Annotated in this window: 13 protein-coding genes and 2 pseudogenes; 8 read left to right on the forward strand and 7 right to left on the reverse strand. The window is 67.8% G+C overall.

Annotated elements, in window-relative coordinates; genetic code table 11:
* Window positions 1-105 precede the first annotated feature (105 nt).
* The 3 genes and pseudogenes from ACIPEK_RS40205 to ACIPEK_RS40215 all read left to right on the forward strand — a co-directional run.
* Window positions 106-815, forward strand: a pseudogene (locus tag ACIPEK_RS40205) (ISAzo13 family transposase); the annotation flags it as partial.
* A gap of 145 nt (window positions 816-960) precedes the next feature.
* A complete protein-coding gene (locus tag ACIPEK_RS40210) occupies window positions 961-1,263 on the forward strand; it encodes a transposase family protein (RefSeq protein ID WP_402007020.1) in 303 nt (100 codons plus the stop codon).
* Window positions 1,260-1,586 carry a hypothetical protein gene (locus ACIPEK_RS40215; protein ID WP_402007076.1) on the forward strand — a complete coding sequence of 109 codons (327 nt, stop codon included), beginning with the start codon at window positions 1,260-1,262 and terminating at the stop codon, window positions 1,584-1,586. Before ACIPEK_RS40210 ends, ACIPEK_RS40215 begins: the two co-directional genes overlap by 4 nt.
* 221 nt (window positions 1,587-1,807) lie before the next feature.
* On the opposite strand, the gene ACIPEK_RS40220 is transcribed toward ACIPEK_RS40215, so the two are convergent.
* Window positions 1,808-3,034 carry a serine hydrolase domain-containing protein gene (locus ACIPEK_RS40220; RefSeq protein ID WP_402007022.1) on the reverse strand — a complete coding sequence of 409 codons (1,227 nt, stop codon included), beginning with the start codon at window positions 3,032-3,034 and terminating at the stop codon, window positions 1,808-1,810.
* 124 nt (window positions 3,035-3,158) lie between these two features.
* A pseudogene (locus tag ACIPEK_RS40225) lies at window positions 3,159-3,316 on the reverse strand (IS110 family transposase); the annotation flags it as partial.
* 145 nt (window positions 3,317-3,461) lie between these two features.
* On the opposite strand from ACIPEK_RS40225, the gene ACIPEK_RS40230 reads away from it, so the two are divergent.
* Complete coding sequence (locus tag ACIPEK_RS40230; RefSeq protein WP_402007024.1) at window positions 3,462-4,208, forward strand: class I SAM-dependent methyltransferase; 747 nt, start codon at window positions 3,462-3,464, stop codon at window positions 4,206-4,208.
* 320 nt (window positions 4,209-4,528) lie between these two features.
* Here ACIPEK_RS40230 and ACIPEK_RS40235 read toward each other — a convergent pair whose 3' ends face one another.
* Window positions 4,529-5,068: a maleylpyruvate isomerase family mycothiol-dependent enzyme gene (locus ACIPEK_RS40235; RefSeq protein WP_402007026.1), complete on the reverse strand. Its 540-nt coding sequence runs from the start codon at window positions 5,066-5,068 to the stop codon at window positions 4,529-4,531.
* A gap of 501 nt (window positions 5,069-5,569) precedes the next feature.
* Between ACIPEK_RS40235 and ACIPEK_RS40240 the strand changes: the two genes are divergently transcribed.
* On the forward strand, window positions 5,570-6,151 hold the full coding sequence (locus ACIPEK_RS40240) for an IS630 family transposase (protein ID WP_402007028.1): 582 nt from the start codon (window positions 5,570-5,572) through the stop codon (window positions 6,149-6,151).
* Window positions 6,152-6,295: 144 nt separating this feature from the next.
* Window positions 6,296-6,640: a hypothetical protein gene (locus ACIPEK_RS40245; RefSeq protein ID WP_402007030.1), complete on the forward strand. Its 345-nt coding sequence runs from the start codon at window positions 6,296-6,298 to the stop codon at window positions 6,638-6,640.
* 601 nt (window positions 6,641-7,241) lie between these two features.
* Here ACIPEK_RS40245 and ACIPEK_RS40250 read toward each other — a convergent pair.
* Window positions 7,242-7,454 carry a hypothetical protein gene (locus ACIPEK_RS40250; RefSeq protein WP_383079950.1) on the reverse strand — a complete coding sequence of 71 codons (213 nt, stop codon included), beginning with the start codon at window positions 7,452-7,454 and terminating at the stop codon, window positions 7,242-7,244.
* A 185-nt stretch (window positions 7,455-7,639) separates the two neighbouring features.
* Here ACIPEK_RS40250 and ACIPEK_RS40255 point away from each other — a divergent pair, with 185 nt between their 5' ends.
* Both ACIPEK_RS40255 and ACIPEK_RS40260 read left to right on the forward strand, forming a co-directional pair.
* Window positions 7,640-8,158, forward strand: coding sequence for a DUF6262 family protein (locus tag ACIPEK_RS40255; protein WP_402007032.1), 519 nt, complete (start codon window positions 7,640-7,642; stop codon window positions 8,156-8,158).
* Window positions 8,159-8,733: 575 nt separating this feature from the next.
* The gene (locus ACIPEK_RS40260; protein ID WP_402007034.1) at window positions 8,734-11,217 is read left to right on the forward strand and encodes a hypothetical protein; all 2,484 of its coding nucleotides are present in this window, start codon (window positions 8,734-8,736) and stop codon (window positions 11,215-11,217) included.
* A gap of 209 nt (window positions 11,218-11,426) precedes the next feature.
* Here the strand turns inward: ACIPEK_RS40260 and ACIPEK_RS40265 are convergent, their stop codons facing one another.
* The 3 genes from ACIPEK_RS40265 to ACIPEK_RS40275 form a co-directional block, all read right to left on the reverse strand.
* Complete coding sequence (locus ACIPEK_RS40265) at window positions 11,427-11,888, reverse strand: DUF6174 domain-containing protein (RefSeq protein ID WP_402007036.1); 462 nt, start codon at window positions 11,886-11,888, stop codon at window positions 11,427-11,429.
* Window positions 11,889-12,191: 303 nt separating this feature from the next.
* The gene (locus ACIPEK_RS40270; protein WP_402007038.1) at window positions 12,192-12,695 is read right to left on the reverse strand and encodes a hypothetical protein; all 504 of its coding nucleotides are present in this window, start codon (window positions 12,693-12,695) and stop codon (window positions 12,192-12,194) included.
* Window positions 12,696-12,860: 165 nt separating this feature from the next.
* Window positions 12,861-13,055 (reverse strand): hypothetical protein, encoded by a 195-nt coding sequence (locus ACIPEK_RS40275; RefSeq protein ID WP_402007040.1) that lies wholly within the window; start codon window positions 13,053-13,055, stop codon window positions 12,861-12,863.
* Window positions 13,056-13,217 lie beyond the last annotated feature (162 nt).

Genomic DNA, 13,217 nt, shown 5'->3' on the forward strand with positions numbered 1-13,217 from the left:
AGCCGTACTCGCTCAGATACCCCGCTCCACGGATGCACACCCCGCATAACGGCGCAACGCTCAGTCCGTCACTACCAGCTCAATGAACATTCAAAACGGCATTGGCCGGGAACTTCAAAATGGAACAAAATAGAATACGGGTGTTCTCGCAGATCAGTATCAACTGGCGTGGCAGGCCACTGACCAGCCACGAAGTCGTCGTCAACACCATCGGAGCGACCCGCACCCGCAGCGGACTGACCGTCCACGCCGAACTCGACCCCGGCGCCTACCCCACCGGCATCACCGTTCCCGACGAGGTGATGGCCGCCCTGCCCCTGACCGAGCACGAGTGGTACGGCACATGGAACTACACCCTGCACCCCGAACCACCGACCCCGCCGCCCTCTCCACGTCACGAGGACCGCAGCCAGCCGGCCGACCGGGCCCCCGGCTGGCTGCACCACCCCGTGATCACCGGGATGCAGGCCCACGAGTTCGCCCAGCTCCTGACCGAGGCCGAGCAATACATCCTCGACCATCCGCCGATCAGCCTGCACCACAAGCGGGCCCGGCACCGCACCCTGCGCCGAGGCCCGCTCTCGCTGTCCGACCGGCTCCTGGTCACCGTGATCCGACACCGCTGGAAGACCCAGGTCACAGCACTGACCACCCTGCTGAACTCACCGGCAAACGCAGTCGGTGACGCGACCCACGAGATCACCCCGGTCCTGGAAGGACTTGACCACCCCATCAAGTCCGCCCCGATCACGGCAGCCACCGCCCAGGACCTCGCGAACCTCATCGGACTGACCAGACCCAAAAACAATCAGTAATTTATCGGCAGGTCCCAGGGCTTCAGCAAAGTGGCGGATCTTCCGATTGATCCGGGTCCGAGCGGGTTGGTTGGTCCGAACACGAGGCAGCGCGGGCTTCCAAGATTATGGAGTTCTCGACGTCCCGTGATCTGAGTGGAAGACCATGCCTGCCAACGCATCGTCGCCGATTCCACCTGCCCTTGACCAGCTCCGTGATCAATCGGAGGTCGTGCCCGAGGAGTGCCCCGGCCTGCTGGAGCGGCTGGCACAGGTGCCCGATCCGCGTGATCCGTGCGGGGTGCGCCACGCCCTCGTGTACGTGCTTGCGCTCGCAGCCTGCGCGGTACTGGCCGACGCCACCTCGCTGTTGGCAGTCGGCGAGTGGATCTCGGATGCCCCGCCCGCAGTGCTGGATCGACTCGGAGCACGTCGCGATCCCCTGACCGGCCGACCGCCGCCGAGTTGAGCCCCAGGCCAAGCGGCTGCGCGGCCTGGCGGTGGACGGCAAGAGCCTGCGCGGCGCGGCCAAGGCCGAGGGCCGCACCTGCGCAGCTCGCCGCCCTGATCCGCGACCATTGGCAGATCGAGGCCCTGCATCACGCCCGTGACACCACCTTTGCCGAGGGCGCCTCGCAACTGCGGACTGGCAACGCGCCCCACACGATGGCCACCCGGCGCAACCTGGCCATCGGCGCACTCCGACTGGCCGGGGCCACCAACATCGCCGCCGCCCTCCGCCGAAACGCCCACGACCCCCGCCGGCCCCTCGCGCTCCTCGGACTTACTTGATCACGAAACGGGCATCACGCGACCTGTGACCCAGTTCTGAAGAGAGGCTGGGGCGGGCGCCAAGCCCACCGAGTGGCTGTCGTTTAACCTGCCCACTGATCCGTGGCGACCGGACTCGGCCGCGTCCCCACCTCACCGACGAGACCGTCAGGGGCTGGCGAGAGCGCATGACGGTCGGCGGCTGAACCGCTCAGATCGTTGGTCTCGGCACCCGAAACGCCTCAGGGGTTGAAGGCGGCAGAGACGATCTGGTTGACAAGGGCGAGATCATTGCCGCCGCCGGTGACGGGGTTGAAGGAGTACGCGAGTCGGCGGCGGAGGTCGCGGGTGGCGAACATCCCGTCGGTGTAGCCGAAGGTGCTGCCGGTCTTGCCCCAGACGGTCACACCGTCGGGGAGGGTGACGCGCATCAGGCCCGCACCGTAGTAGGCCCGGCCGTGGCCCGGGTCCTTGGCGTCACCGCCCAGGTATGGAACGTCCGGGACGGTGAACAGCGCGGCGAGCTGCTCCGGCGGGAGGAGCCGGCCGCGGAACAGCACGGTCATGAAGCGGTCGAGATCGGCCGTGGTGGAGATCATTCCCCCGGCGCCGGGGTTCTGCTCCGTGATGTCCACCAGACGGCTGCTGCCATCGGGCTGCGGGACGGCGATGTAACCGTGCGCGTGCGGGCCGGGGATCGTCGGATCCGTCTCCGGTGCCGTGGTGTCCCGCAGGTGCAGCGGGAGCAGGATGCGATCGGTGATCTCCCGCTGATAACTTTGCCCGGTCAGCTTCTCGATGAGCATCCCAGCGACGTAGTACCCGGTGGCGCCGTACACCTGCATGCTGCCGGGCCGGTCGAACAGCCTCGGGTGCCGGACCGCCATGCCGACCAGTTGGGAGAGCGGGTGGTCGTCGAACCGGTGGGCCACGATCCCCTGAGGGTCCGTCGGAAGATCCTCGGTCGTCAACTCGGGCAGGCCGCTGGTGAAGTCAAGGAGCTGACGGACCGACATCGGTGGGTAATCGGCGGGGAGGACACCCGGGAGGTAGTCCTGCACCGGGCTGTCCAGATCGACCCGGTGCTCGGCGGCAAGCTGCAGCACCACTGTCGCGATGAACGTCTTCGTGACGCTGCCGAGCCGGAACCTCCCGTCGACCGGCACCTGCTCGCCGGATATCGTGTCGGCCACTCCCGATGCCCCCGACCATCGCCCGTCCGGTCCGCTCACCCGGGCCAGCACCGCTGTGACCCGGTTCGGTGCACTGGAGATCGCCTGTTGAAGCACCGTCGGGTCCAGCGAGGGGAGGGGTGCCGCGGCCGCAGGCGGTCGTGACGTGGGGACGGCTTGGGCGGGAAAGGCTGCGCCCATGGTTGCGGCGATCACAGCCGTGAGGACCGGCGCCACCATGAGTAGCCGCTTGCGCCCGGGCCGAGGGCGAGCCGGGCGGTATGTGTTCGAAGTCATACGAAGGATCTTCGTGATGCGTGCCTCCCCTGCCATCAGGGGACGACCCCGAGCTGTCCCTGAGCCGCCCCTGGCTCGATCTCAGGTATGACCCCCGGGCGCAGAGAACATCCCAATGCCGTTGTCAAACCGCAGGAGAAACACTCGGTACGGGGTGGTAGCACGCTCCGTCACGGATCATGGCCCACAGGACGTTCACTCTCCGCCGCGCGAGCGCGATCAGGGCCTGCTTGTGTCCATGGCCCTCGGCACGTTTGCGGTCGTAGTAGTCCGCGACGCGGGGCAGGGTTTCAGGCTCGCCATCGCCGGCTGGTGGGCGGCGAGCCGTCACGCTGGTGCATCCCCCGACGTCCCGGTGACTACCTGCTGTCGGAGGAAAGGCATAAAAGTACGGCGCCAAGTACCTGCAGCCGTCAACAATGCTCGTATGACCATCACTTCGCGGGCCCGCTCGTTCGACACGGCTGCCGCCAGCTACGCTGCGAACCGTCCTTCATACCCGTCCGGATTGCTCGACGCGGTCGAGGAACTCACCGGCTGCCCCTTGGAGGGCGCCCGCGTCGCCGACGTCGGGGCTGGCACCGGACTGGCGACGATGCTTCTCCGGGCCCGCGGTGCGAACGTCATCGCGGTCGAGCCCGGCCCCGGGATGGCCGCTCAGTTCCGTCTCAGCCTGCCCGAAGTCCCCCTTGTGATCGGGGACGGCAACAACCTGCCGCTGGCCTCCGCCTCCATCGACGTCCTCACATATGCCCAAGCCTGGCACTGGACCGACCAGCGCAAATCCGTCCCGGAAGCTCTCCGAGTCCTGCGCGCCGGTGGTGCACTCGCCCTTTGGTGGAACGACTCAGATAGCACCGTTCCGTGGATTGCCGACCAGGACGCGCGCTTGCGCCGACTTTTCGGTGCCGACGACGGCCCTCACGACCCCATGGCCCGGTTCCGCGGACTGCCGCCCGGGCTCGGCTTCGTCCACCGGCACGTGCTGTGGACCCGGAGCGTTCCTCTCGACATGCATCTCGCCAACCTCGCCAGCTACTCCGACTTCCTCGTCCTCGGCAAGGAGGCGACGAACACCTTTATTGCCGAGGAGCGCGACCTCCTGGCCGAGGTCTTCCCGAACCGGATGGTCGAGGAGCACTACGTGGTCAGCTTGGCTGTCGCCACCTGTTGACACAGCACTGCGACACGTTGACGACCTTCCTCAGGCAGGAATCACGATGGACCTATCAGCCGCCCCCGCCAGCGGACAGAGGTGCCGTCAATTCTCGTGAACAACCATGGCGAGGCTGGGCACTCACTGCTGCTCAAACAGATCGGCAAACGCTATCGCTGGAAGTGAACGAAGCCAACTCGGGCGATGCTCTCGCGCTGGCGCTGCTGGTCTGTCAGGAGATGGTGCGGCCAAGGCAGGCGGCCAGACGGTCGAGAGCGCTCGCATCTTCGGGCACTGACTGTGGCGGAGCGAAGGATCCGGCGGTGGTTCGGGGCAGGTCACCGTAGATCTCCCGTACGACCGGAAGGGCCGACTCGGCAAGATCCGGGACGAAGTCGTGGGGGGCGTCCGATGGCTCGGGCGAGGTCCCAGCCGTGGACCAGCATCTCGATCACCAGCTGCTCGACCAGCCGTATCCCCGGCGCCGGCCCGTACCTCTGCTTGAGCATGCCCGGTCGACAGAAGGCGGTCAGCGCTCCGCGCGAGGCGGTATGGAACGCCTCGACGTGGTCGTCGCCGAGGTGATCGGCGGTGAAGTCGGAGCGAGGGTGGCCATTGGCCAGACCGGCCCACAGCAGGTTCTCCCAGACCAGATGGTTGAGCAAGGTGCGTACGTCCCAGTCGGCACATGGCGTCGGTCGGCCGAACTGGCCGGGGTCATGGCGGAGATGAGGGCGCTGACGGCATTCAGGACGTTTTCGCAGGCGTTGAGCACGCCTGCCGGTTCCCATGCGTCGTCCCCGGCGTCGTACATCTCGCCGAGTTTCGCGGCACGCGCACCGGGCGAGGGGTTGGATCGCAGCGCCGTCTTCAGCCATTGACCGGAGGTCGCCATGCTCGGCCGCATGGGCCAGCCGTTGATGACGCACAGCAGCTGCCAGTACCGCTCGACGTTTGTGTCGGAGGCGACTTCGAGCTGTTCCAGAAGCAGGTTCCGGGCCCGCGCATCGTCAACGAGCACCTTGCCCGTCGTAGATGCCTGTGTGGGAATCCAGGCCGCCACGATGGCGGCGACGACGGGGTCGGCCGTTGGCGAGTCCGGGGCGATCCCGTCCTCTGTTGCAGTTTCCACCCGCCGCAGCCAGTCGTCGGTCGCGTGCTGCGCCTGCAGCACGCCTTCATCGTGCTCGCCCGGGTTGTGCTCGGCGGCATACCGGGCCATGCGGCGCATACCGGCGCGCAGAGCGGGGTCCCTTACAAGTTCGCCCAGTTCGAGCCACGCGTCGACCTGCTCGTCGGTGGGGTGGGCGGGAAGCTCCGGGGTCACCGCCAGCAGGCCCTGGCGGTAGGTCGGCGCATACCCGGACTTCCTGACCAAGATGCACCGGGTGCTGGAGCTGTACGACGCCCCTCCCGCCGACGACCGGGTGATATGCGTCGACGAGTTCGGCCCGCTCAACCTGATGCCGCGCAAGGGCAAGGCCTGGCGGCCCCGGCGTTCGCCCCGCCGTCTGAGGGCCACCTACAACCGGTACGACGGCGTGATGCACATGCTCGCCGCGCTCGACCTGGGCACGGGGAAGATGTACTACCGGATCCGGCAGCGCAAGCGGTGGCGGGAGTTCCTGGGCCTGCTCAAGGCCCTGCGCGTCCGCTGGCCCGGGGAGAAGCTGTACATCGTCCTGGACAACTTCTCCCCGCACAAACACCCCAACGTCCGGGCCTGGGCCGCGGCGCACGATATCGAGCTGGTCTTCCTTCCGACCTACGGCTCGTGGTTGAACTGGATCGAGTCGGAGTTTGCCGCCTTGCGTTATTTCGCGCTGAACGGCACCGACCACCGCAGCCACAGCGAGCAGAACGCCGCCATCGCCGCCTACATCCGCGCCGAAGCGAAAACCAACTTCGCCCCCGACTCACCGATCCGCACCTGGACCGATTACCCGGCCAAGGCTGCGTGACGAGCCACTAGCAGGACGGGAGGAGCACACTGGGATTCATGTGGGCGGCAGTCTTCATAGGTAAGAGCTGGCGAGCGCCTCAGCGTGAACCGCGAGGTCGAAGTTTCTGCTCTGGGCCATGGTGGACTGGCTCATCGGAGGACCGTGACCGACTACTTCGCTGGCAAAGACGACTTGGCCCTCGACCACGAGGAGGCGTTCGTCTGGAGCCTGGCCGGTATCGTGGCCGGGCGCGCGGCGGGGGAGTCCGCACTTGCCGCGCCGCACGGCGCCTTCGGGGCCGCCGTCGCCGGGCAGAGCCCGGTCGCCGGATTCGCGGGCCCGGAGTTCTCCCGGACGATCGACGAGAGCCCGACGCTCTCCGCCTGTCTGCGGGGCCTGCACGACCGGCGCGAAGAGGCCCTCGCGGAGGCGCTCATCGCGGCTGTGCACCGGGTGCTGTTCCGGCGGATCCAGGACCTCACGCTCGCCGAGCGGGCCAATCCCTAGATCGCGGAGGTTGTGGCAGGCGAGGCGCGGCACGCCTTCGGCGTACTGGAACCGGTGCTCGCGGACTACGCAGTGCGGCCGGGCGGCTGCCCGGGCACGGGCGGTGCGGGTTGATGAGGCCATGTCACCGTTTGGGGTCGAGATCCGCCGGGTTACGGGTCTGTCCCAGCGTGCGGCGGCCGCAAACAGGTGCGCAACGGCGGCGGGAACCGCCGTCCCGGCCCATCGGTGGCATGCCCCGAAGCGGTGGGCCCAGCGGTGGGTGCGACGGTGGCGGTGGCCACCGCTGGCACTGCCCTCGCCGCTTGACCTTGAGCTCGACAAGCACTGAGTGCACGGAGGCCCCCGCCGACTGGCGGGGGCCTCCGTCGTGCTGACTGCCCGATCGCGCCAGGGCCGGAGCCCATGGCCCAAGCGCCCTCCACTGCGGCCCTGGACCACGACCAGAGGGCCGGCCTCACCCAAGGGTTCCTGTGCACCCGCGTACAAGCACGAAGGGCCGGACCGGGCGGCGATGGCCTGTGGCACAGGTGGCCCACTGCATCAGCGCGCCCGGTAGCGTCTTCAGAGGGTACGTCAGCGGGCCTGCTGTCCCACGGGGTCAGTCGGGCAGGGGCACGCGGATGACAGGCTCGAAGGGGCGCTTGTTGAAACCGGTCCGCAGATTCCGGCAGCCCGGCGCCTTGCACATGAAGAACTCCTCGACGGTCTTTCGGCCTGTGCGCTTCTTGAGCCAGACTTTCTCCGTGGCATTGAGGCGACGGTGCTCTTCGTCAGATTCGCAGGTGTAGCAGTACATCGTGTCGGCTGGCACGACACCCCCTGAAACGGGCGGATAGGTGAACTGCGAGCATATGAAGGCATGTTGGGCAACGGAAAGTGCGCAACAGGACAACTCGATCTGCTGGTAACCAGCCCGGTGCGCGCTCCGGCCGCTGCGTTCGGCGCCGACCACGGGCAGGTAGGGCTGTGCCCGGCCAGCGCCCCTGGGAGGGGCGCGTGGACGACGCAGAGCGGATCAAGTCACTGATCATCAGCTTGGCGCAGGCGCTGCTCCGCGACAACCGCCACGTTACCTTCGCCACGGTCGCCCGCGAGGCGGGCGTCTCCAGCTGGCTCGTCTATGCCCCCGGCCTGCGCGAACGCATCGACCAGGCCCGGGCTCGCCAGGCGGCCCAGGGACACCAGGACCAGCAGAGCGGACGGAAGGTCTCCACTGCCAGCGAGCAGACCGACCTGCTTCTCGCTTGCCAGGAGATCCAGCGGCTCCGCACCGAGAACGGCCGGTTGCGGCAACAGGCCCGCGTTCATCTCGAGCAGCAGGTCGAACAGCTCGGCAACCACGACCTGGTCGACCGCGTCAACGAGCTCACCGAGGAGAACCTGCGGCTGTCCGCCGCGGAACGACAGGCGACCACCCAGAACGCGGAACTCCAGCGGCGAGTCACCGAGCTTGAGGACGACCTCGCCGCAGCCCGCATCAGTCTCCGCCGCGTGATCCGAAACCAGAGCAGTTAGCGCGACTCGCAAGAAAGAAGTCCATTGAGCATGCCGAGGCGGATCGACATACTCCCCAAATGACCAACATGGTGTGAATTCCCGCTGCATCGCTGCGTGTATGAGTGTCCGTTGAGCCTCTGAGTGCCCCATGCTGGCCGGGCTGTCGTCGCGGTGGTGCCCAGTGCCGGGCACTCCCGCGATGTGCTCCGTCACCTCTGGTTATCGGCGTGTGCACGACCTGACCGGAGATTTCTCCGTCGCGTGGGCAGCCTCCAGCCAGGCTCAGGAGCGACCGGGCGCCGAGCTGGTCGAACTCCCCGGTTGCGGAGACTGGCTCTACGCCGACGACCCGGAAAGGTTCGCGCAAGCCGTCCACTCATTCCTGGACCGCACAATGCCTCACTGACTCACAGTGACCACCAGCGTCGCAAGTGCGCCACCCGACCTATGCTGCTGGATCTCTCCGCTCTAGGGTGTCGATGATTGACTCCTCGGCAGGGGGGGCCAGGAGTTGTCGTCGGTCGAGCGATGGGGAGGGCGGACTGATGCCTGGGACCTGGACGTGGAATGCACGAAGATCCGCAGGGGCGGGCGTGTGCGCGGTGGTGCTGGCGGGGGTGCTGATCGCGCCGGCAGCCACCGCGTCGGACGCGGGCCCATGGACGGTGGGCCGGATTTCCGAGGCGAAGGGCACGATGGCCGAGAGCCTGTCCCAGGCAGTCGGTCTGGGAAACGGCGAGCGCGTCGAGATCGTCGGCGGCGACGTACGCATCACGGACGACGGCGGGCCACGCGGCAAGCGGTATGCCATCGCCTCCACGAACGGCACGCTGGCCGTGCGGCCGGCCGCGCTGCCGCAATCGGTGCCAGCCACCAGGGTTGCTCTGCCGAGAGGCACAGGGGCAGGGTCGGCGGCCGGGGCGAAGGCGGCGGCCACGTACTCCGTGAAGCTGACCATTTCCAACGCCGACGTCGCGAGCAAGAGCTTCTACGTCTGGGATCGCAAGACCTGGGCGGGATACGCCGTCGACAGTGACGCCATCGGCCCGTCTTCGACCGCGAAGCTGCCGCCGGGCGACTACTTCTCGGTGGCGCTGCACAGCGACTGGCAACGGCCGAGCTACGTCCTCACGCGCACCTTCAAGGTTGGCACGGCTGCCACCACCGTCACCTTCGACGAGCGGGCCGCCAAGGAGACCGGGATCCGGGTCGACGACACGACGGCTACCCGCGGCAGTTCCGCCGTGTGGATCTCCGTGCCCGGAGGTGGGCTGGCGGGCTTCGCGGGTTCGGGGGCGGACAAGGTGTACGTCACGCCGTTCTCGCAGCCGGGTGCTGCACTGCGGATCCACGACGTCCTCGCCCGCAAGGGCACCACAGCCAGTACACCCAGCCCCTATCGTTACGACCTCACGCACACGTTCCGGGACACCGTGCCCGCGTCGCCTATTGCGTCGGTGAACCGAGCAGCGCTCGCGAAGACGGTCACGCACGTCCGCGCTCCGGGCACAAGGACCACCGCCCTGCTGCAGACGGTCCCAAACCTCGGCGAGTGGACCGGCGTCTATCTGGGCTCACCCGTGCCGGTGGCCGGGTCGGTCACCGAATACGTCACCCCCGGCATCTCCTACAGCCGGTCACTGAACTATGGGACCGGTGACTACAGTCTCGCGCTGCCCGACCGTTCCTTGGCCGCCGGACCAGCGGCCTCCGAGACAGTCGGCGAGGCACCGCTGCAGCCGACCCGTCGCGTGTGGGGAGGGTCACAGCGGCAGGGCGACAAGATCTGGCTGTTCGAGCCGCACGGTGCCAGCGACGCCGCGGGGCACGCCGACACGGACGGCCGGTCTGTCCTCTCGTACCGCCTGACCCGCAGCGGCGTCACCTACGCCGAGGCCACCGGCATGACGCCGCACCAGCAGCTGACAGCGACCGTGCCGTCCGGAACCGGGACGTACACACTCGACCAGACCACCAGTCACCGCGTGCCGTACCGACGGCTGTCCACGACGGTACGCAACGAGTGGACCTTCGCCTCCGCACGGGTCTCGACGGCGACCGAACTGCCTCTGATCGATGCCCAGGTGAAGCTCACGGGGCTCGACGAGTCCAACCGCGCCAGCGCCTCCACCCCGGTGCAGATTGCCGCCACCGCCACCACCCGCAACTCGGATGCGACGGAGACCATCACCGGCATCGAATACTCGCTGGACGACGGCGCCACGTGGACAGGCCTGCCGCTCACCGACAACACGGCGACCCTCATGGTCCCGGCCACCGCGTCCTTCATCTCGCTGCGAGTAACCGCCACCGACGACAAGGGCGGCAGCGTACGCCGCACTATTGAGCGCGCCTTCGCCGGACCGCGTCCGCAAGGTGACGAGACAGCCGGATCCACCCGCATCTCCAACGTTGCCATCAACGGCGGAAAGGGCGTGGAGCTGACGAACGAGCCACTCCAGGAGTTCAAGGCAAAGTTCACCGCGACCGACCCGTCCGGCATCGCGGGTGGCGACATGTACCTCTACCACGGCTCGTACGACGCCCCGGACGGTGTCCTCTACGGCACCTGGCCCGCGACCTGCACCAAGACCGACGCGACGACGGCCACGTGCGAGGCGCACTTCGCGTACATCGCACCCCGCTGGACACTCGGGCGCAACGCACTCGCGGGCACCTGGAAGCTGGCGTCCTGGGCGGAGTCCGCGGACGGCAGGAGTTACACCGACCTGCACGCCGCCAAGTCGGCGCTCCTGCAGCGCGACTCCACTCAGACGGTCAACGCCTCTCCCGAACCCGTGACCAAGGGGAAGACGCTCACCATCACCGGCAAGCTCGCGCGGGCCAACTGGGAGACCGGCAGCTACAGCGGGTACACCGCGCAGCCTGTGAAGCTTCAGTTCCGCAAGAAGGGGGCGACGTCGTACACCACGGTGAAAACGGTGACGACGAACAGTACCGGCAACCTGAAGACCACGGTGACCGCATCGGCCGACGGGTACTGGCGCTACACCTTCGCCGGCACCACGACGACCCCGTCGGCCACGGCGGCGGCCGACTACGTGGACGTCCGCTGATCGCGCGCTGGTCGGGCGGACCTCGGTGGGGGAGCCTTGTGGTCGGCAGCGGCGGCACCGGCCCCGCAGCGGCACCGGCCCCGCGGCTGACCACTGCCTCGAAGCGCTGACCGAGGAGAGCAACCACGTCCGTACATGGCCGATGGCCGCACACCGGACGGTGTGCGGCCATCGCTGCTTGCAGACCTGGACGTTTGGGGGCGCGCCGGTCAGGGGAGTTCGCGGTATTCGGTGATGAGGTAGTCGGCCTCGTCATCGATGGCATTCGCCAGCCAATCGATGTGAATCTCAGTGGGGTGTCCATCTGCGGCGAATACCGCCTTTGCGACATCAGCCTGGCCTGCACGGGCCTTCTGGACATCAGTGAGGAGACTGCCAAGCGTCGGGACATCCTGCGGATTCTCCTCGACGGTACGCCGGGCCGGCTCGTCGAGGCCGATCGCCTTGATAACCTTCCCGCTCCCCACGGTGATCCGGTACTTTCCAAGGCCGCCCCGCTCTCCGGACTCGGAGAGAAGCTGGAAAGAATACCGATCCGGTTCGGACCACCGGGCTGCCTTTGCCTTGGCACCGCCTCCGGCGGAGGCCGGTGTGGACCCTGCGTCGCAGCCGACCGCGGCGAGGGCAAGCGCAGCGGATGCGGCGAGCAGATACGTGCTGGATTTCGTCATGGCCAGGCCTTTCAGCAGCTCAATTGCCCCTTCGACGGCGTCGCCATTGATTCGGTTCCTGCCCAGGCCTGCGCGGAGTTGCTTTCCTCTTCCACGTCGACGACATGATGAGCATCCCAAGCGATGAAATCCCGGCAGCGGCTCACCGTGCCTGTGAGGCCGGTCACGCTCACACGTGACCACGCGTCCCTCCCCAGCCGCCCAAGCGGGGTCCGCCGAATGCGCAGTCCGACAGAAGCAGTCAGGGGGCGGGGCAGCCGTGCCGCTTGCCCGAGGCGGTCGCGTACGACTCCAGAATCCGCTTCAGCGCCGCAGGGTCACTCGTTCCATGCGTTCCACGGCACCGTCCGCCGCCTTGTCCTTGACGCGCACGAGCGTGAAGTAGGCGGTCCCGACGGCGCCCCCACGTTCGATGGTGCGGGTGTATGCGCCCTTCACCGTTCCCGGATACCTGCCGTCGAGATACATCTCCTCCTGCGCAGGCGCCCCGTAGTAGGCGGTCATACGGAACAGGTCCAACTCGCCCCGGCTCACCTCGCATTGCTCCGTCAGTGCGCGTGCCGGAGGCTTCTCGGTGACGTCTGTTGCGCGCAACCGAGCAGCTTCACGCCCGGTCACCACGCCGCGGCGAGTGCCCGTCGCCCGGCCGACGGGCCGCATCGTCCACTCCGTGCGGTCGACAGTTCCTGGACGTTCGCCGAGTGCGCCCTCGCACTGGGCGTGGCAGGAGAGATCCTCCGACTTCCGGCTCGTCTCGGCCGTGACAAGCAGACCAGCGCCCGCCATCGCCTTGCAGCCGACCAGCACAGCGGGTCCTGGCGAATACCCGCTTTCGAAGGACCCGGCGCAGCCGTGACCGATCGGCGGTGTCGACTCGTCCACGGCGGGGCCGCTCGCTCGGTAGGCCGCCCGCGGCCATACCCGGAGCTTGAGGACCGGCCCGCCGTCATGGCCCTCGGCCCAGACCGAGCATCACTGGGAGCCGCCCCAGTCGCCGGTGTGGCCGCGCGCCTTCAGCCTGGCGACGCCGAAGAACCCCCGCGCCTCCTCGACCGCAAGGGAACTCTGGCACCGGTCTCCGAGGTCTTCGCCGTCACCGTCCTGGAACCAGACGGTCCAGGCCAGCCCGTCGGCAACCAGCACGAGGAGCCGCCCCCTCCGACGCATAGGGACAGTCTCAGCCGCGTCATTCGTTCCCCCGGATGCGGTTGCATCAGTAATACGCTCACAGCGGTCGTGTGGGCCCTGCGCCCACCACGGTGCGCTGACCGCTGGGGTTTTCTGCAGGGGCGACTCCGCTTCAGATGATCTTCCCTGTATCTGTCGTCC

It is taken from the genome of Streptomyces sp. NPDC088246, assembly GCF_044741025.1.
Taxonomy (GTDB): Bacteria; Actinomycetota; Actinomycetes; order Streptomycetales; family Streptomycetaceae; genus Streptomyces.

Coding starts and splice junctions, on each gene's coding strand:
- ACIPEK_RS40210 (WP_402007020.1), top strand. CDS start 961: ATGCCTGCCAACGCATCGTCGCCGATTCCACCTGCCCTTGACCAGCTC.
- ACIPEK_RS40220 (WP_402007022.1), bottom strand. CDS start 3,034: ATGACTTCGAACACATACCGCCCGGCTCGCCCTCGGCCCGGGCGCAAG.
- ACIPEK_RS40230 (WP_402007024.1), top strand. CDS start 3,462: ATGACCATCACTTCGCGGGCCCGCTCGTTCGACACGGCTGCCGCCAGC.
- ACIPEK_RS40235 (WP_402007026.1), bottom strand. CDS start 5,068: ATGGCTGAAGACGGCGCTGCGATCCAACCCCTCGCCCGGTGCGCGTGC.
- ACIPEK_RS40240 (WP_402007028.1), top strand. CDS start 5,570: ATGCACCGGGTGCTGGAGCTGTACGACGCCCCTCCCGCCGACGACCGG.
- ACIPEK_RS40265 (WP_402007036.1), bottom strand. CDS start 11,888: ATGACGAAATCCAGCACGTATCTGCTCGCCGCATCCGCTGCGCTTGCC.
- ACIPEK_RS40275 (WP_402007040.1), bottom strand. CDS start 13,055: ATGCGTCGGAGGGGGCGGCTCCTCGTGCTGGTTGCCGACGGGCTGGCC.